We start from the raw sequence: 18,627 nt of genomic DNA on the forward strand, positions 1-18,627 counted from the left end.
CGCGGGCAATTACACTCCAAAACGCCTCATGTTGCAAGTTTTTTTTCGGCCTTGCACCGCTTTCGGGATGCCGGGGAAATTTGCATGCAGTCGCACTTGCGGGTTGTCATGGGTGAAAGAATGGGGTACTTTACTTCGTACTGATGACTGTTATGCTTGCCAATTTGTTTAGTCCGACGCAATTGACGATTGTCCTGATCATTCTTTTCCTTCTTTTCGGGGCGAAGAAGCTTCCCGAATTGGCTCGTGGCCTCGGAAAGAGCCTTGGCGAGTTCAAGAAGGCCAAGAAGGAGTTTGAAGACGAGATTTCCGGCGTGACCAAGGACGAAGCCAAACCGGTGGAGGCTCCCAAGAAGATCGAAGCTGCCGACGAGGAGAAGAAGACCGATACTTCCGATTCCGGCAAGGTCGCTTGAGGCTGTTGCGATCGGAGTTTTGCCATGGCCGGGGCGAATTGCCCGGCTGGTTGATTGCCCGTGGTGTTGTGCCACGGGTTTTTCGTTGGCCTGACCGGACGTCAAGGTTCGTTGCAGAGGTCGCAGAAGGGGTAGGGCGAAATCAGGCCTTGACGAAGATGCGTTGCCTGTACATGCCGAAGAGCAGGAGCCACAGCAGGATGATGTAGCTTGCGGCGAAGAAGAGGGGGGCGTAGTCCGGTTCCAGCAGCTCGGCACATCCGGAGAAGATGCGTTCGTTCAGGGTTCCGAAGTCGATGAGGGAGGTCAGGATGTAGGCAAAGAGCGCATTCATGCCGATGACTTTGAGCGGGAAGCTCCAGGCCCGCAGGTTCCAGACGTCGATGACGAGATAGAACAGGGCGAGCAGGAACATGCCGATGCCGCCTGCAGCCAGAACGAAGGTGGAGGTCCAGATGCGTTTGATGATGGGGTAGTATTCCGCCGTGACGAGGGAGATGCTGAGCAGGGCGGCTCCGCACAGGAAGATGAAGCCGAAGCGCATGAGAGGAGTGCATTCCTTGTACTTCAGCGCTGCGCCCGTGGTGTAGCCCAGCAGTGCCAGCGCGATGGCGGAGACGATGCAGAGCAGGCCTTCGGGGTCGTAACCGCCGCCGTGCAGGATGCCGGGCAGCCAGCTGCGGTCGATGATGGCGTTGATGCTGCCCTCAGGGGTGAAGTCGCCGAAGTTGAATTGCAGGTAGGCGATGCCTCCGAGGATGAGGAGCGCCGTTGCAGCGACGGCAGCCGTTTTGCGGACAAGTAGGATGATGGTGCCGCTGACGGCGCAGGAGATGCCGATCAATCCCAGTACGGACGCGAAGCGCATGTTTTCCGGGTTCCAGCTCAGGGCCCCGTTGACAAGGCATCCGAGGAGGATCAGGACGATGGCCCGCTTGTACAGGTGAAGCAGAGTTTTCCACCATGCGCCGGGTTCTCCGCTTTTTTTCAGCAGGGAAAAGGCCATGGAGACGCCCGCAATGAAGACGAACAGCGGGAAGACGAGGTCATAGAGGGCGAAGCCTTCCCATGCCTTGTGGCCGAATTGTTCGCTGAATGTCTGCAAGGATGCCTGTTCCGGAAAGGTTTGAGCCAGAATGCGTGCGAGGGAGTCCAGCCCGACGATGCACAGCATGTCGAGGCCGCGCAGGGCATCCAGCGATTGCAGCCGCCGTTTGGGTTCGGGGGCGGCGTCTGTTGCTTCCGGGCTGGTCATGCTGCCGGGTGTATCGTCCGGCAGTTGAAGGCTATCGGGAAGGGCTGCGTCTTTCATTTCCGTATATACGCCGATATGCCATCGTTTTTTACGGGAAAATCCGTTTTCCTGTTTTTTATCTTGCCCGGGGATTCGGCTCAGACTTTGATGAAGATGCCCTTTCTGTACATGCCGAAGAGGAGCAGCCAGAGCAGGAGAAGATAGGTGGACGCGAGGAAGAGGGCCGACCATGCAGGAGGCATGAATGCGGCGAAGCCGGAGAAGATGCGTTCGTTGATCGCATCGAAGTCGACAACTTTGGCGACAATGTAGGCAAATATGGCATTCATGCCGACGATTTGCAACGGGAAGCTCCATGCACGGAATTTCCAGATGTCGATGACCAGATAGAAGAGCGACAGAGCCATGATGCTGATACCTCCTGCCGTGAAGACGAATGTCGCCGTCCAGATATGCTTGATGAGCGGGTAATGTCCTTTGGCAACGAAGGCGATACCGGCGAGTGCCGCTCCGCTCAGGAAAAGCAGTCCGAAGCGTTTGATGGGGGTATGTACATTGCTTTTCAGTATGGTGCCGGCTACGTAGCCGATGAGAGTCAGGGCGATGGCGGAGACGATGCAAAGGATGCCTTCGGGATCGCTGTGTCCTTGTGCGATATGGCCGGGCAGGCAATGTTGGTCGATGAGGGCATTGATGCTGCCGCCGGGCGTGAAGTCGCCGAAGCCGAATTGCAGGCAGGCGATGCTTCCGAGGATGAATGCGATGATGCCGATCATCCATGGCAGGTTGCGGACAAGTAGGATGATGGTGCCCCCAATGGCGCAGCAGATGCCGATCAACCCCAGTACGGACGCGAAGCGCATGTCCTGCACATTCCATGTGAGCGTGCCGTTGACGAGAAATCCGAGTAGAATCAGGATGGCGGCCCGGCGGTACAGGTGGAGGATGGCTTTCCTCCTCGTGGCCGGGTCGGCGCTTTTGCCTGCCAGCGAGAAGGCCATGGAAGCCCCGGCAATGAAGACGAAGAGGGGCAGCACCAGGTCGAGGAGAGCGAAGCCCATCCATTGCTTGTGGAGGAATTGCTTCACCACCAGTTGGCAGAAGCCGTTGTTCGGGAAGATGCCAGCAAGAGCGTATACGACGATGTTCAAGCCGACGATGAGGAGCATATCCAGGCCTCGCAGGGCATCAAGCGATTGGAGCCGTTGTTTGGAAGCCGGTTTTGTTGAGGGAAGCGTGCCGGGCTCCGCAGGATTTGCATTGGCTGGCGATTCTGGCAAGGGGGCGGGTTCTTCGTTGTTGCAGGAAGTCTGAGAGAGAGTCATGTCGTTCGTTTCCGGATTTATAAGAATGAGATCAGGGGGCTCAGGTAAGCGGCGTTTTCGAAGGATTTCTCATTGTTCATGAGCTGGAGGGAGTAGTCGTTTTTGCTGATGTACCAGATGGGTTTGTCCGGCGGCAGGGCATGGAGGAAGACCGGGGCGCCTGTATGGTCGATGAAGCCGACGTAGGAGGGTTTCCGTTTGTCGTGCGCTGTTAGCCTGTTTTTCACTTCCTGTTCATACGGCGGGTTTTTGTGGCGTTTGAACCAGTCAGCCCATTGTTGTTCCTCTTTGAGGGTGGTGGGATTGGTGGCGAGCCAGCAGGCTGCGTTCAGTTCCACGACGTTGTCGCGCAGGTGGTGGTGGAAGGAGGCTTTGTCGCGTTCGAATGTGTCAGAGAAGCAGGCTCCCGGAATTTCAGGGTGGGGGTAAGCCTCGATGAAGTCGAGTATTTTGCCGTAGAAGTATGCTTTGGCCAGTGCCGGGCATTCCGGCCTGTCGTAGTCGATGATGCGGCCGAGTATGCGGAGGAGGTTGGCTTTCCCGTAGGCAAAGTCGGGTTCCTTGAGTCCGGCCGCCTGAAAGAAGTCGGTCAGATCGATCGTGTCGATGGATGCGATCTGGTTGGCGGGAATGGTGGCCGTGTTGTTGCTGAGGGCGGAGAAGCGGGGGTCGATGGGCGAGCGTTCGACGATGTATTCTCCGTCGCGCGCCGAGGGACGCATTTCTGCCAGATAATACTGCCCCGACTGGGTGCGGATGCGATAGTAGGGTTTTTTGAAGTTTTGGTTGCGGAAGAGTTCTGCGATGATTTCAAGCTGCTGCTGGGTGATCGGCTGCTCCGGGGTGAAGGTCGGTTGACCGTTCAAGTGGATTTGTTTGCTGCGTTCGATGCGTTCGGCATACGTGTTGTCGCCGGAGAATTGCACCAGAGCGACGATTTTGTCGTAATCCGGCAGTTTGCCGGACATGGCAAGGGCGTTCTGGACAGGCTGGTATTTGGCAGGGGAGAGTAGCTGGAGATAGGCCTTGAAGGTTTCCAGTGTGCGCGCTTCCCTGAGCTGGGCTTCGACAGAACGCGCCTGTTCGATGCTGTGCAGGATGCTGTTGATATCGGATAACCGATCATTGATGGGCTGGAGGATGTCGATCGAGAGGCCGAGTTCGCGCTGGTTGGCGGTGAAAAGCTGTTTGTTCTGTTCGAGCTTTTGCTGCTGTTCGCTGAGTTTTTGCGCATCCGTGTCGAAGTTGCCGGTCAGTTCGGGCATGGGGATGCTGTCGGCAGAGATTTGGGAAAGGATATGGTTGCGCCTGTTCGTCAGCATCTGTTCGTAGGTGCGTGTAATGTTCGCCCATTGTTCCATGCGCCGGGTGCGGTATTCGAGAGGGAGGCGGTTGATGCTGTCTCCGAAGGCCAGACGTTCCGACGGGTCCCACAGGGCGAAGATGTCCGGATTCGCGTCGAGCTGGTTCAAGGCGTTGTCGATGCTGCGAGCCAGCAGCCGGATGTTGCTGCTCCAGCGCTGGAGGTTGTCCAGCTGGTTGCCGAGGCCTCCGAATGACGGCAGGATGCTGTTTTCATGCACGGTTCCGGCAAGAGATTCGGCCTCGGAGAGTTGCTGGTGCTCCATCAGGTCTTTCAAACGGCCTGCGATGTTGCTCGCTTTGCTGTCGAGGTAGTAGTAGATTCCTCCGCAGAGCAGGAAGCCTCCAGCGAGGCTGAGGGTGAAGCGCAGGGCGAGGCGGCGTTTGCGGGAGACGGTGGCCTTGGCCCGGTTCCAGCGGGAGATGGCGGCTTCGGCCCTTTCTCCCATATCTTCGGGAATGCCGATATCCGCCCGGCGAAGCAGGGTGAGCTGTTTGCGGAGTTTGTCGATTCGCGCATGCAGGAAGGATGCCTTTTTTTCTTCGAGTTCACCGTCGCCGGATGCTTCCATGTTTTCCAGCATGGAGCCAAGACGTTCGATTTCGGTGGCGGCGTATTGTTCGCGGTCCCGCTTTTCCTGTGCCTGCCTGATGGTTGTTTTGAGGGCGGCGAGGGATTGCTGCTGCGGCGCAGTGAGGTTCAGCCGTTTGGCGGAGGTCAGCGTTTCGATGTTCCGGAGGAGGTCGGCTTCCTGTTCTTCCGTAGCCGTGCTTCCGATGCAGCCGATGAGTTCTGCTAGTTCCGCCTCGTCGCATTCATGCTGCCAGCGGGCGAGCGCTTTCTGCCAGTCGGCGTATTCGGGCAAGGCGGCGTGGAGTTCTTTTTCGGTAGCCAGTTCCAGGAGGCGGGCGAGGTTTGTTTGCAGGGCCGACATATCGCCCCGTTGCATGAGGTCGTTGATGACAGGGGTTTCCCTGGACAGGTGGTTGCGGAGTCTGCGTTGGAGGTCGCGGGCGGCGGTTTTGTCGTGCGGGTCGGCCTGGAGGATGCGGCGGATGGCGGCGAGAGCCCCGGCTTCATCGCCCTGCAGGACTTTCTGCCTGTATTCCCTGTATAGTTCTTCCGTGTGGGGTGAGTCGCTCATGGCCGGGTTGTGGTCGCAGGCTGTTCTTTGGGGACTTCCTTGAATAGCCAGGTCAGCTTGTTGTTGTGGAGGGTGATGGTATCCAGTTCCAGCTGGATTTCCGAGACTTCTCCGGACAGGCGGTTGTATTCCACTTCAAGTTGTTTGGTGATATAGTCGCGGCATGCCTGCATGACTTTGGCGTATCCTGCCTGTTTGTCGATTTCAGATCTCCGTGTCGCTGGGGAAGTATATTGTGATTTGATGTTCAGTTTTTTCGTGGCGAATCTGTCGAAAGCGGCATCGTTGAGTATGGTGTCGTACCGGTCGACATGTTTTTCCGTCGATTGCCGGGCTTCGCTACTGGATTTGATGCTGCTCAGGACGCCGTAGAATTCGGCAAGGCTGGCTGCCTGCCTGTTTGGCCGTTTGGCGACGATGCTCGCGAATGCCTGTTCCAGCCGGTCGTTGATGGGCCATGCCGTTTCACAGGAGACGGCGTAGATGTCGAAATCGCCGTTTTGTTTGAACTTGCATTGCCATGCGTCGGGGTCAATCAGCAGGGCATTGTCCGATATGTTCCGGAGCCGGGGCAGGCGGATGTAGCTGGCTGGTTTTTGCGGGTTGCTGGCATATTTCAGGATCGGCGAGACGAGGAAGAAGCCTTTTTTCCGGAGTTTGAGGCTGTAGCGGTCGGGAGATTGTGCATCCGGATAAGCGTCAAGGTCTCCTGCTTTGATTTGGAAACTGTCCGGAACGGGTGGTTTGGCGGTTGAGGGGATGGTGGCGATCATGCGCGGTACAATGATGAGACGCATGTTCCGGTTGTTCCGGTTCAATTCGATGTCGATGATGACGTCTTTCGGGGTCGTGCCGGAGATAGAGCCGTCCGGGGAGAGTGTGAGGGTGAACAGGGGGTCGAATGCGCCACTTTTCCGGTAGGAGAAGCTATATTCGTTACCGGATTTTTCGAGTTTGACAGGGTGGGCGTCGCTGGCGATTTTTTCGCTCATGCCGGATTTCGCTCCCAGAGGGATGATGGCGATGCGGCCTTGGGTGAATTGGCCTCCCTGATCAAGATAGTTCAGGCTTTGGGCGGGTACGGGATCTCCGTATTTGATGGCGTCGGAGCAGGAGGAAGCCGCAGGCTGCTGTACGGGGGCAGGCTTGGCTGGAACGTCAGGGGCGGGCGGCGGCGGCGTTTGCGGTTTGTCCGGTGCAGGGGCGGGAGCTGGGGGTGGCTCCGGGCGATCCGGGGGGTGTGCCTGTGCGTTGCGGGCGCCCGGGAGGTCGCGGGCGATGGCGGGCGTCGGAGCAGGCGGCGGGACGATCAGGGGCGGTATGGAAGGAGTATCTTCCTGAACGGCAGCCATGCTCTCCGGCGATGATGCGGAGTCGCTCCCTCGCTGGGTGTAGAGGTAGAATGCCGCAAGGCACAGGGCGCAGGAGATGGCGAAAGCCAGCCACATTTTCAACGAGGAATGGGATGTTTCCGTTTCTTCCTCGTCTTCGGGGATGTCGTCTTCCCGGGAATCGGATGTATGTTGCGCACGAATGCTTTCTTTCATGCTCCGCATGTGGAGGTGGGGAGGCGGAGTGCCGGGGATTTCGGGCGCATCCTCGATGGAGATGCCGGGTGCATCGGGAATGGAAGAGTGGAGGCCGGGCGCTGAGGAGGCCGGAGGAGTCAGTCGGCGATCGACCCGAAGCATGCTGCGCCGCCCGGTTTCGGCCTGTTTTTCTTCCGGAGAACCTTGGCGTATGCAGATGCACGTAAAGTCGGCCCCTTGGTAGTTGGGGTCGAAGTCGGTCGTCCATGTGAATCCCCAGCCTTGGCGCGGGCACTGAAAAGAGGTTTCGTCCAGCAGGCGGAGTGCGATCTCCGGAGTGGCGTCGGGCGGGAGGAGGAGGTAGAGTCCCTGCGTTTGAAGGTCGAGAGGGTGCCGGGAGTTGTTCTCATGGCCTGTCAGGCTTTCCCAGAGGGAAGGAACTCCGCTTGTTGCTGGGGTTGCCGGTTTCCAGGGGGTGTCGTCTTCCAGCAGTTCGGGATTGTTCGTCCATTCCGTTTTCCAGAAAGCCTGCCGTTCGAGAGCGAGGGCGAGTCCGGCCGGGGTGAAATCCGTGTGCAGCCGCAGGTCGTCCACGTCCTGTTCCGTGAGGACGAGGTGATGCGCCGTGTGGTTGGTGCGGCCCGTGTAGTCGGAACCGGAATCGGCGATGGAGGTGAGGATGTGGAAGTTTGAGGCTCCGAGGGTGATTTGCCTGTAGGCGAAGATGCGGCGCGTGCCTTCCGTTCCGGTGGTGCGGCTGAATGTGCTGATGCGTTCCAGCGAGGCAGTCAGAGCGGCACCGAGGCTTCGGTTGCGTGCGACGGTGCCGAAGCCCGTGCGCCCGGCGTCCAGAAGACGCGGTGCGCTGGTGTAGATGAGCTGGCAAGCCATGAGAGTGGAGGGTGAGGGTTACAGGGAAGGGATGAGGGTGGGTTCGAGGCGGCTGAGGAGCCAGAGGGTGGGGTCGCAGATATGGATGGGGGAGAGGTGCGCCGGATCGGGGCCGATTCGTTTCGTGCTGTTGTCCGTGTCGGTGAATTCGACGGGAGGCGTGCCGAATGCGGAGGCGGCAAAGTACCGGACGTCCGAGGAGATGGCTTCGACGGTGGTGCAGATGGACGGATGGAGGCCGAAGAGGAAGCGTCGGAGGTGTTCCGAATTGGCATCGATGTTGTGCTGCAGGATGCGGCCGTTTTCGGATGCAGGGAGCAGGGGGCCACCTTCGAGGAGGTGCTGCCATGTATCGCATTTGCCGATGATGAAGGCGAACGGCGTCCGGATGCGTTCCTGTGGCGCGAGGTTCAACAGGGTTTTGATGCGGACTTCCATTTCCGTGAGAATGGTGCTTTGCTGGTCGATGGCGCGGCAGGCGTTCTGGAGCTGGGGGTCGTTGACGTCTTTGAGCATCCGGCGGAAGTCCGGGTTGACGGTGGGATCGAACAGGAAGCAAAGTCCGTCTGCGACGGCGACGTGTTGCGCTCCCGGAGAGTCTTCGCTGTTGCGCCCAGGCTCGAAGTGTTCGCCCGCGTTGTCGTAGAAGACGAGGCCCGTGGGGCTTTCGTCCGAACCGATGCCGGAGATGGTGTAGATAAAGGGCTTGGGCAGGCGGGTCATGCGGCCGTGCCTGGGCAGCGTTTCGTAGAGAGTCCCTTCCAGATCGGTTTTGGTGAGGTAGGCTTCTTCAGGCGAGGATGCGGAGAAGAGCCGCTTGCGCATGTCGTTGATGATGGCGTTGCACGTCGGGTCAGCATCGCGGAAGGTAAGGCCGTATTCCCGGGGCAGGCTTTGCTCGAGCTGCTGGAGCAGGGCGGCCAGATAGTAGGATTTCCCTGATGAGGGCGCGCCGACGATGGAGAAGATGCGCTGGCGCAGTTTCAGGAAGAAGGCGGGCAGGCGGCGGCGGCAGTGCGGGCAGGCGAAATCGGTGCAGGGTACGCCTTTCGCATCGAGGGCCTGCCCTTTGTCGTTGAAGCTGGTGGCCCAGAACCGCTGCATGGCGTCTTCACCGAGCAGGGAGTCGCCCCGGAGATCCGGATGGGAGGCGATGTTCATGATGTCCGCGAGCGTGAATCGCTGCCAGCAGACCGGGCACAGCAATTCGCCGTGTTCGGGGTCGATATCGCGTGCGGGCTGTTCGGCTGAGGGAGCCGACTGGGCTGCCGAAGGGGGTTCATGGCGGTGCGCCGAGCGCATGGGGCGCGTGGCTGCCGTATCGGGCACATCGCAGCCGACGGCTTCGCAGGCCTGTCGCACGGCGGCTTCCGGCGGTATGGGCGGCAGGTTCGCCTCTGCCGGTTTCTGTTTCTTCGATGCCGCAGCGATGGGGTAACGCGAGGAAATGATGGGCAGAAGGTTTTTCAGGTAGAAGGCGGAGCGGTCCAATCCCTCGAATGTGGCGAGGCAGTCCTTGGGGAGGCTGGCTGAGGCTGTTGCCAGCTGGCGGAAGGCGTAGGGGCCGTGCCATGCCTTGTTGGGTTTGTCGTACAGGTACCATGCCTGCAGATTGTAGGAGGAGAAATTCGGCATGTTGTCCTCGTCGCCGTACCAGCAGATGAAGCAACCCATGGCAGCGGTGAACAGGTACAGTTTATTGGGCAGCAGTTCGGAACTTGCCGTCTGTTCCGTGCCGTTGACTGTATAGGCGCCGATGCTTCGTTGCGGGAAGAATGTATAAAAATTTCTTTTTCGGGAAAAGGAGCCTGCTATATCGGCGTCCATGTCCGCTCGAACCGTGTTGTCCCTCGACTTGCCGATGGAAACGAGGTCGCCTTGTGAGGCACGCAGTTTACCCGAAAGACAATCGAATATATACAACGTAGAACTGGACATGAGTCCCATAAAGCTACACGCGCAGGCAAATCAAGTCAAGCCTTTGCTGTAGCAAAATGGGCTTTTCCTGCCAGCATTTGCCGTTGGAGGACGGGCAATCCATGGATAGACAAAGAACCTTCACCCATGCGGAGTGAAGGTTCTGAAAATGAACTCGAATGAGTTTCTTCTTACTTTTTGAGGGCAGAGGATGCCTTGAATGCCACCGTCTTGGAAGCGGGGATCTGCATCGTAGCGCCTGTCTTGGGATTGTGGCCAGTGCGAGCCGGACGGGACTTGGTTTCAAACGTCCCGAAACCGATGATCTGAACCTTTTCGGTCTTGACTGCGGTCGTGATGGACGTAAGAACTGCGTCGAGGGCTGCAGCAGCGCACTTGCGGGTTGCACCTTCACCGAGATTCTTCTGGATGGAATCGATGAGTTGAGCTTTGTTCATAGGCCTCTAAGCTAGCACCGCAGGATGCCTTTTGTAAAGGCAAATCCACAACTTTTAGAGAAAAAGACGCTGTTAGTAGTGAAAAAAATGCGCCAATGGGGCCATGGCGGCCTTAAAACGGTGCCGGAGAGGCAAAAAGTCCTCATTTTGGTAGATAAAATGAGGACTTGACACCGATTGGCCCGCAAGACTCAAAACAGCTCGACGACGTACTGATCCGTGAAATCGCCGGATACGATACGTACCCAGTAGATGCCTTTTCCTTTGGCATTGGCCGGAAGCTGCGGTTCGAAGACGAGGTTGCGCGGGTGGGCATAAATCTGCCCGACGGCAATTTTCTTGCCCTTGGGTTCCGTGTCGGTCGGGAGGGCGGCTTTCGGCGAGGACGTGACCTTCCACATGTTCACCTTCGTGTCCTTGTCCAGCGTCACGCCGTCCGGCGGGTAGTAGCTCCAGCCGTTTCCGAGCATCCATTCCTTCGGGTAATATCCCCGGCCCGGGTAGCTCCATCCCTGTTCGGCCCGTTCGTTCCGCGTGCCCTTGCCGAATACGCGCATGGCGCTGAAGTCGCCTTTCTGGCCGAAGCCGACCTTGTCGAGGTTGTAGCTCATGCTGTTGCGGCGGTGTCCGCGTTCGGCGCGGTTGTTGTCGCCGGGGTCGTTCATGTAAACGTGCATGGAATTCGTCAGGGTCCCTTTTCCGGCAAACAGGTTGCAGGATTCGGTATGGCCTCCGAGATCGTGGGCGATCTTGTTGTTCTGGGCGCAGACGCGGGCCGCTTCCTGAGCCTGCGTGTTGAACTCGGAATCGGCCGCGACTTCGGAGTATAACCCGCTCAGGTAGCGGTAGGAATTGAGCGTGTTGACGGCGGCCTGTACATCGGGGGCGATGCCCGATGGCGCTTTTCTGGCTGCAATGAGCTTGAGCTGCTTGCGGATATCGCCCTTGCTTCTGGGATACAGGGCGAGGCGGCCCGCTTCCTTTTGGGCTTCCGGGGAGGCCTGCGCGGCGGGCTGTGCCTTCTGACGGATGCCCGGAGCGGTTTCCTGTGCCGAGACCGGGTGGAAGGCGAGGAGAATGCCGAACAGGCAGCCGGGCAGGTAGAGACGTTGTGTGGTTTTCATGTGCCGGATGTGTGTGATGCGGTGAAAGAATGGTCAGCGGGTGGCGGGGGGCGGGGTGATGCTCCATGCGGTTGCGCTGGGTTCGCCTTGTGCGGGAGGTGCGCCGTAGGTCATGCGGTCGAACGTGATTTTCAGGCAATAATCTCCGTCTTGCGGTATCTGGAAGCGGATGTGCTCGACCGTGTTGTTCGGTGTGGCGGATGCGGCTACCGGAATGGGTTTGCCGGGTGCGGTGGGATCGATCCGGCATAATTCGAGGTTGAAATCGGCCATTCCCCGGTAATCGATTTCCGGTTTTTCGACAGGACTGGGTTTGCCGTCCTTCAGAAGCCGGTCCAGCTCTGCATCGCCGGGCGCCTGGGCAAAGCCCTTGATGGCGCAATCCTGAAACCATGCCAGAGTGGCGGTCACCGTGGAGCCGGACGGTATGTTGCCCAACGGGATTGTTTGCGATTGCCCCTGTTTCAGCGAATAAAGGTTCCAGAACTTGGAAGGAGCCGCTTCACCGTGCTGCTTCAAGGCCTGCGCGAGGTTGAGGAAGCCTGCGCCGAATTTATAGTCGAGGCCCTGCGTCGTCAGCCAGACGTCGGCCTGATCGCGGTAGGCGGCATGATGCGCGCCGTTGTCCCATCCTTTCGGCTTGTCGGCGGCATTGAGGAGGACGGCTTTCAGAACGCGGGCGTCCGTGGCTTCGGCGGGGAATCCGTTCTTTCGAGCCGAGGAAATGAGCAGGCAGGCGCCGCCCGCCACGATGGGCGCTGCTACGCTGGTACCCGAGGCCTTGAAGAAAAGGTCGTTGCGCTTCGGGTCCTTCGGGTTGATGGTGGGTACGACGATCATTTCTCCCGGTGCCGTGATGTCGACCCCGGCTCGTTTGCCCTCCTGCTTGTTCGTGTGCGGATTGATGAAATCGACGGGCAGATGGCAACTGTTCGGGCAGAGTTCATCGTAGGCCGGGGCATTGCCCTGTGCGCCGACGGCTATATTGTTGAATCCCGAGGCGATGGTGCTGACCTTGCCCCGCTGGGCGGGGTTGGGAAAGGTACCCGTATTTCCGGCTGCCGCCACGAAGAGAGTTTCCGGGTGCGCCCGGCAGAAGGAATCCAGCAGGTAGGAGTAGAATTCGACCGTGGGTGTGGGCCAGACGGTGCCCCATGAAGTGTTGATGACATCGGCCTTGCCGAAGAAGCGGCGGTAGGTGGTGAGCAGGGAGGTATGCGAAAAGGGCGGGGCTGCGGCATTCTGCGGTTTCTTGAAAAAGGAAGCGGAATACAGGTCGGCTTTCGGTGCGATGCCCATGGCTCGCGGATTGTCGGCGGATCCGGCAGCGATGGCGCCGCATACGCCCGTGGCATGGAGATCGCTGTAATCGGCGGTGGCTTGTACGCCGTAGTACAGCCTGTCCTCCGGAATGCCGGTGAAGATCGCATGGCCTCTCCACAGCGTGCCGGGTTCGATGTTGGCGACGCGCACGCCCTCTCCCCGGATGCCTTTTTTGTAGAATGCATCGGCTCCGATGCGCTCGTTCACGGAATAGCGTTGGCGGGAATCGTTGCGCCCGGCGGCCTCAAGGTAATCCGTCCATGCCGATACCGGAATGGTTGGCTGAGGCGTATCGGTCGCGAGGCTCGCATGCAGCAGGGACATCCCGGCAAGGCTGCACACGGCGAACGGCCGTAGAAAGAGGAAGGAACGGATCATCGTGAATGGCGGTGGAATGATGCGAAAGGATACGTATTCAACAACATCGATATTCTGTCATACATGGCATGGCTTGGCAAGGATGGATTGGAAATCCACGGGAATTGTGCTATGAAACGCTTGATGGATACGTGGCAGAGTTCGGCGAATGTGTGCAGTTACGAATGCGATGCCTCCGGGCTGATGCGTCCGGAAAGCCTGCTTCACTGGATTCAGGATGCTGCCGAAACGCATGCTGCCGCACTCGGATTCGGTTACGACTGGGGCATGGCGCAGGGGCTGGCCTGGGTGGAAACGGCGGTGAACCTTCGAGTCCTGCGCTGGCCTGCATGGAAGGAGTCAACGGCCTTTCGCACATGGACGGGCATCGCCTCACCCGTGCAGGCTCGGCGGCGATTCGAGCTCTTCGATTCTGCGGGCAACCTGCTGGCGGAAGCGGATTACCTGTGGGTGCTGATCGACACGGAACGCCGTCGCCCCGTGCCTCTGAAGCGCATGGGCGAACTCCTTCCGAAGACGGAATGCCCTGCCTGCGTGCCACCGCCTCCGGTGTGGGAACCCGGCTTGAATAACGGAGACCTGCAACGGACGTTTCGCGTGACGGGCCGGGACATCGACTTCAACGGGCATGTCAACAACGCCTCGTACCTCGTCTGGGCCTTGGATGATCTGGGCGAACGGCAATATTCGGCAGGACGCCTCCGGGAAATCCATATGGCTTTCCGCAAGGAAACGCTGCTGAATGAAGAAATATCCATCTCCTGTGGCATCGTTCCGGGAAGGACTCGACACCTCGTTACGGCGGGCGGGCAGCGCCGCGCCGAAATCGACCTCGTCTGGCAATCAAGGGGCTTCGGTACAAAGAAAAAGGGCGAAGCACCGGAATGCACGCCCTGAAAACATTGTCCGCTGACCGGAAGCCTATTTGCCTGCCGTGTAAACCGGAAGGCGCTTGCCGTCCCAGCTCACGGCCATGATGCGAGTGGAACCTTCGGGGAACACCACGCGCGTGGATGAATTATCCGGAGAATCCGTGCCCACCATCGTCACGCGAACCAGATCGTCGCCCTTGTACGTCTCGAAAACGGCCACATTCTTCCAGACATCGTGCGACACGATGCGGGAATTGCCGTCGCCCGACACGCCCTCGTTCTCCTTCCCGGTGACGGGCAGCTTCTTGGCATAGGCATCGAGGGAATTCACGCTGATATAATAGATCACGGGACTGTCCGGCTTGCGGTACTTCTTCGCATAGTCGGCAAGCTCCTTGCACTCTTCGGCGGTAATCGTCAGCTGGGCGCGGCGGTAATCGTCCATATCCTTGTCGATTGGCTTCAGCATCCCGGTCTTGGTAAAGAACTCCGTCAAATCCTGCTTTGTGGCATCGCACACATTCTTCATGAAATCGAGCTGAAGGCGGCCGTTGCTCTTGCCCTCCTGGCTCTCGTTGCGCACCTTCTCGAAAATATCCGCGAGGAAATCGGGATTGCCGCGCTTGGCTGCCATGAAATAAAGCTGCAGCTGCCACAACGGCACCAGCTTCACGAAATGGTCGCCGCCGTTCTCATAACCCTGCATCTTGTCCGGTCCCTTCTGGCACAGCCACTGTTCGCCGTTCACGATGGCGGCATTCAGGAATGCATTGAAACGGCCGCCGATCATATTGCCGTCGCCGCCGTTGATGCGCTCGTGTTCAAGGCGCATGCTCTTCGGATTCAACTTGAAATTGGCCCATGCCGAAAACAGGTTATTCGTCACTTCCGTGGTGGAAACCCACATCATGCCCGGGCGGGTCTGGTTCACATGGCCGAACTCGTGGGAAATCCCCCATGCCTCCTGCGGAATCCTGTCGGGATTCGCCACGCTGTTCATCGTCCCCTTGTGGAACGCTGCGCCCAAACCGTCCGCATGCATGAAACCGCGCCAGATCACACGGCCCAGAATATGGTTGCGGGGAACCTTGTTGTACTTCACGAGCCCCATAATCTCATGCTGGTAACGCATGATCTGATCGTACAGATTGATCAGCTCCAGCCCCTTGTCCGGGCAGGACTTCCGCAGCTCCTCCACGGAATAGATCAGCTGCACCTGCTTGCCCTTGATATCGATCACCTCGCAAACGGTATTCGCGAGAAGCTTCTTCCAATCCTCATTCGTATTTTTGGAGGAATCGAACACGCCGTTCACCTTGCCTCCGGCCACATGGACGGACACCTGCGGCGCATTCTTGAAATCGTCCGTATAATAGCTGATATAGCCAAGCCCGTTATTCTCCATCTTGATCACGTTCACGCCATTCTTGAGAATATATGACTTCTCCTTGCCGTCGGGACCGAAATCGTGCACCTTCAGCTCCACCTTCTCATTGCCGGCTCCCTGCATGATCACCAATGCATCTTCCCCCGCCGTGAAATAAATGCCCGTGGGATTCTCGAAACGGCTATAACCGCTCGTCTTCAGACGCTTGGCCAAAGAATCAACTGGCTCATAGGCCATATACTTGCCCACGCGCGGGTGAACATTGTACGTACCGGCACGCAGCTCCTCGGCCAGGCGGCGCACGGCAGGATCGGGCAGGGCGGCGATATCCGCAAGCTTCACATTCTTGCGAAGCGAGCCAAGCAGGCTATTCGTAAACACCTTGGCATTGGGATCGTTCTTATCGGCAAACGCATAGGCAGCGGCCTTGGCGGAAGAAGAAGCCGGAGCGGAAATGCCGGACAGCGGAGCCAGACAGCAACAGACGGTCGAAGTCAGAAGCATCCGGGAAACAAACGAGTGGGAACGTACTTTCATCAATGGAAACAAGGTTGAATGATACTAAACTACGGAAAACGGGAGCAAATCTTTCACGGGAAAAGACGACAAGAGGTCGTCTCAATGTAAAATGAAACTGAAAAACAATGAGTAAGATATATAAATGATGGAATAATATATGAGACATCCCTCCATCAGCTCCATACTCTGTAGACTCCGGTGTCACCAAACGGTGTGTCCAAAAGTGTCACTAGGTGACACCAATGTGACCTAAAGTGTGCGTCAGCAAATTGACACACTTTGCAGCACTTGGCAACAAAAAAGCCCCATTTACAGGGGCTTGCGGTTTACTCTGCGTTGCTTTTTCTGGCGGAGGAGGTGGGATTTTATATTTTATCGTATTTGTTTGTTGAGAATACGTTTATTTGTTTTTCTTGATAATATATTGTTTCTTGTTACGCGGTTTTTGATGGTGCGTTTCAAGGCGTTTTCGTTTTCTGTCATAACAGGCGCGGCCGGGTGTTGTATCTGGTCGGTTGTTGCCAGTTCCGATTTTTCGGGGAGCTGGTAAGTTCATATCAGCGCAAGCTTCGCAGATAACCGGTTGTTTCGACGGTCGGCCTGCTTGATGGGGTAAGCGTAGCAGGGGCCCTGTTCAGGATAACCCAATGCGTTCTAATCAATTCAAAAATTAAAACGAATATGGGTAACAACGATATACCGGCCTTTTTCCGGCCGGAGTTTGAAAACAATTTCCGGCACGCGACGCAGCAACAGGTTTCTCGGCTGAATGATTATTTGACTGTTCGCACCGGAGCTTCCGGGAACAAGTACGTATGGGATATTCTCGATGCGAGCGAAGCTCACCTTGAGACGAATAACCGTCTCGGACGTACGATTGTCGATGAGGTGACGGGTACGAGGCGTACCGTGACGCCTGAGATTGTGCGAAAGACTTCCGTTCTGGACAAGAACGACAGTATCTTTCTCGGTACGCAGTCCATTGCGACATCCGATCTTTTGCATGTTCACAAGATGGCTTTTGCCCGCAAGGAAGATGGACTGATTATTGGCGGCGCTTTCGGCGTGAATTATGGTGGCATGGAAGGCAATACGCCTCTTACGCTGCTGGAGTCCCAGAAGATTCCCGTGAATTATACGGATAGCGGGACACCGGTCGATTGCGGGATTACGATGGACAAGCTGCTTACTGTTCGCGAGATTCTGGAGTCGAACGAAGTGCTGTACGATGATGAAGAAAACAGCGATCCGTTGATACTGCTGATTTCTCCCGCCGTGAAGAAGCAGCTTCTCGGACTGGACAAGCTGACGAGCGCCGATTATGCCGAGGTGAAGGCTTTGGTGGAAGGCCGCGTGAAGAAGGCTCTGGGCATCCGCTTCGTGACGACGAACAAGCTTCCGAAGGATGCCAACGGCAACACGCGATGCCTGGCCTACGTGCGTTCCGGCCTGAATTTCTTCCCGTGGGCTGCTGACGATATTCGTGTCGATTCCCTTCCTGAGCGAAACTATGCGATTCAGGTGTACACCGAGAAGATGTACGGGGTGTGCCGTTCCGACGAGCTGAAGTTCGTGGAAGTGGTGTGCAAGACCAAATGACCAACGATAGAAAGGAGTAGATGATATGTCCGATTATTTGACAGACGATATGCAGTACACGCAGCAGCGTGTGCAGGGTAGCATGACCCGCCGTGCGGAGATGACGCAGGGGTATTTGACCTCGAAGCGTTGCCGCATTACGCTGCCTGCCGGGGTTGTTTCCGGCGACAGTATCCGCGTGACGAGGCTGATGCCGAGGCAGGTGCTGATTCCGCACCTGTGTTCGCTGGCCGTGAGCGGTTCCGTGACGAACTTGACGGTGAAGGTGGGTACGGATAAGGAGCCGACGAAGTTTGCCGATTCGGTGAATCTTGCGTCGAGCAAGGCGTTTATTGCGAAGGATGCCGGTTCTCTGGATGAGGACGCGGATCTTGTGGTGACGCTGACGGCCGCCCCGACGTATACGCAGGGTGCGGTGCTGGATTTCTGGCTGATTTTTTCGGCCTTGTAGTCTTGTGGGTAAAACAAGTGTCCCCCGTTCCGCTTCAGTTGTTTCGGGCGGGGCGGGGGATTTTTCTTTAACGATATGGCAACAAAGCTTGAAGTAGTGAATATGGCGCTCTGCCGGATGGGCGAGGGGTGCCTTTCCGCGCAGGATCTGGCGGATCTTTCCAAGAAGGAGGCGGCGGTGGCGGCTGCTTTTTACGGGCAGGCGGTGGCGAGCGTTATGCAGCGGTATACCTGGGCTTTTGCCCTGAAGGGCGAGCTGATGCCGGTGGAGGAGACGGAGGACGGGAAGGCGGCGATTTTCCTGCCGGATGATTTTTTGAGGATGGATTCCGTGGGTGTGCTGGCGACGTGGCTTGTGAGGGGGCGTGAGGTTGTGTTTGCTGAGTGTCCGCGGGTGGAGGAGGTGTTTGTTTCGTATGTGTCGTCCGATGTGGCGGAGGAGGAGTGGCCCGCGTTGTTTACGGATTGCGTGGTGTTGTCGCTGGCTTCGTATCTGGCCGGGAATCTGGCTGCGAATTACGAGCTGGCGGCGCAGTTGACGGCGACGCTGGATCAGGTGGCTCTGCCTGCCGCGATTTCGTACGATGCGAAGACGACGAGCAGCGACAGAAGGAATCAGAGTGTGGCCGAGCGGTTCCGAGGGTCCGCTCTGTTGAAATCACGTTTGGGCTGGTGAG

The 18,627-nt window shown here is 57.8% G+C and carries 14 protein-coding genes; 5 read left to right on the forward strand and 9 right to left on the reverse strand.

Annotation, left to right across the window (positions count from 1 at the left end; all coding sequences use genetic code 11):
* Window positions 1-152 precede the first annotated feature (152 nt).
* Complete coding sequence (locus PYTT_RS11715; protein ID WP_067777632.1) at window positions 153-416, forward strand: Sec-independent protein translocase subunit TatA/TatB; 264 nt, start codon at window positions 153-155, stop codon at window positions 414-416.
* Between the two features lie 142 nt (window positions 417-558).
* Here the strand turns inward: PYTT_RS11715 and PYTT_RS13620 are convergent, their stop codons facing one another.
* The 8 genes from PYTT_RS13620 to PYTT_RS11755 all read right to left on the reverse strand — a co-directional run bounded on the left by PYTT_RS13620 (window position 559) and on the right by PYTT_RS11755 (window position 13,123).
* The gene (locus PYTT_RS13620; RefSeq protein WP_067777631.1) at window positions 559-1,728 is read right to left on the reverse strand and encodes an acyltransferase family protein; all 1,170 of its coding nucleotides are present in this window, start codon (window positions 1,726-1,728) and stop codon (window positions 559-561) included.
* Window positions 1,729-1,808: 80 nt separating this feature from the next.
* Window positions 1,809-2,996 carry an acyltransferase family protein gene (locus PYTT_RS13490; RefSeq protein ID WP_067777630.1) on the reverse strand — a complete coding sequence of 396 codons (1,188 nt, stop codon included), beginning with the start codon at window positions 2,994-2,996 and terminating at the stop codon, window positions 1,809-1,811.
* A gap of 17 nt (window positions 2,997-3,013) precedes the next feature.
* Complete coding sequence (locus PYTT_RS11730; protein ID WP_067777629.1) at window positions 3,014-5,503, reverse strand: hypothetical protein; 2,490 nt, start codon at window positions 5,501-5,503, stop codon at window positions 3,014-3,016.
* The gene (locus PYTT_RS11735) at window positions 5,500-7,923 is read right to left on the reverse strand and encodes a GAP1-N2 domain-containing protein (protein ID WP_067777628.1); all 2,424 of its coding nucleotides are present in this window, start codon (window positions 7,921-7,923) and stop codon (window positions 5,500-5,502) included. The genes PYTT_RS11730 and PYTT_RS11735 overlap by 4 nt, the downstream gene beginning before the upstream one ends.
* A gap of 18 nt (window positions 7,924-7,941) precedes the next feature.
* A complete protein-coding gene (locus PYTT_RS11740; RefSeq protein WP_067777627.1) occupies window positions 7,942-9,861 on the reverse strand; it encodes a hypothetical protein in 1,920 nt (639 codons plus the stop codon).
* 170 nt (window positions 9,862-10,031) lie between these two features.
* Complete coding sequence (locus PYTT_RS11745) at window positions 10,032-10,298, reverse strand: HU family DNA-binding protein (RefSeq protein ID WP_067777626.1); 267 nt, start codon at window positions 10,296-10,298, stop codon at window positions 10,032-10,034.
* A 191-nt stretch (window positions 10,299-10,489) separates the two neighbouring features.
* The gene (locus PYTT_RS11750) at window positions 10,490-11,422 is read right to left on the reverse strand and encodes a CAP domain-containing protein (RefSeq protein WP_067777625.1); all 933 of its coding nucleotides are present in this window, start codon (window positions 11,420-11,422) and stop codon (window positions 10,490-10,492) included.
* A gap of 33 nt (window positions 11,423-11,455) precedes the next feature.
* Window positions 11,456-13,123: a S8 family serine peptidase gene (locus PYTT_RS11755; protein WP_067777624.1), complete on the reverse strand. Its 1,668-nt coding sequence runs from the start codon at window positions 13,121-13,123 to the stop codon at window positions 11,456-11,458.
* Between the two features lie 111 nt (window positions 13,124-13,234).
* On the opposite strand from PYTT_RS11755, the gene PYTT_RS11760 reads away from it, so the two are divergent.
* The gene (locus PYTT_RS11760; protein ID WP_071133497.1) at window positions 13,235-14,020 is read left to right on the forward strand and encodes an acyl-[acyl-carrier-protein] thioesterase; all 786 of its coding nucleotides are present in this window, start codon (window positions 13,235-13,237) and stop codon (window positions 14,018-14,020) included.
* 24 nt (window positions 14,021-14,044) lie between these two features.
* On the opposite strand, the gene PYTT_RS11765 is transcribed toward PYTT_RS11760, so the two are convergent.
* Window positions 14,045-15,919: a M60 family metallopeptidase gene (locus PYTT_RS11765; RefSeq protein WP_083077039.1), complete on the reverse strand. Its 1,875-nt coding sequence runs from the start codon at window positions 15,917-15,919 to the stop codon at window positions 14,045-14,047.
* 663 nt (window positions 15,920-16,582) lie between these two features.
* On the opposite strand from PYTT_RS11765, the gene PYTT_RS11770 reads away from it, so the two are divergent.
* The 3 genes from PYTT_RS11770 (at window position 16,583) to PYTT_RS11780 (ending at window position 18,626) form a co-directional block, all read left to right on the forward strand.
* Complete coding sequence (locus PYTT_RS11770) at window positions 16,583-17,500, forward strand: phage capsid protein (RefSeq protein WP_067777621.1); 918 nt, start codon at window positions 16,583-16,585, stop codon at window positions 17,498-17,500.
* A gap of 25 nt (window positions 17,501-17,525) precedes the next feature.
* Window positions 17,526-17,951, forward strand: a complete 426-nt coding sequence (locus PYTT_RS11775; protein WP_067777620.1) for a hypothetical protein — start codon at window positions 17,526-17,528, stop codon at window positions 17,949-17,951.
* 75 nt (window positions 17,952-18,026) lie between these two features.
* Window positions 18,027-18,626: a hypothetical protein gene (locus PYTT_RS11780; RefSeq protein ID WP_067777619.1), complete on the forward strand. Its 600-nt coding sequence runs from the start codon at window positions 18,027-18,029 to the stop codon at window positions 18,624-18,626.
* Window position 18,627 lies beyond the last annotated feature (1 nt).

The organism is Neoakkermansia glycaniphila (assembly GCF_900097105.1).
Taxonomy (GTDB): Bacteria; Verrucomicrobiota; Verrucomicrobiia; order Verrucomicrobiales; family Akkermansiaceae; genus Akkermansia; species Akkermansia glycaniphila.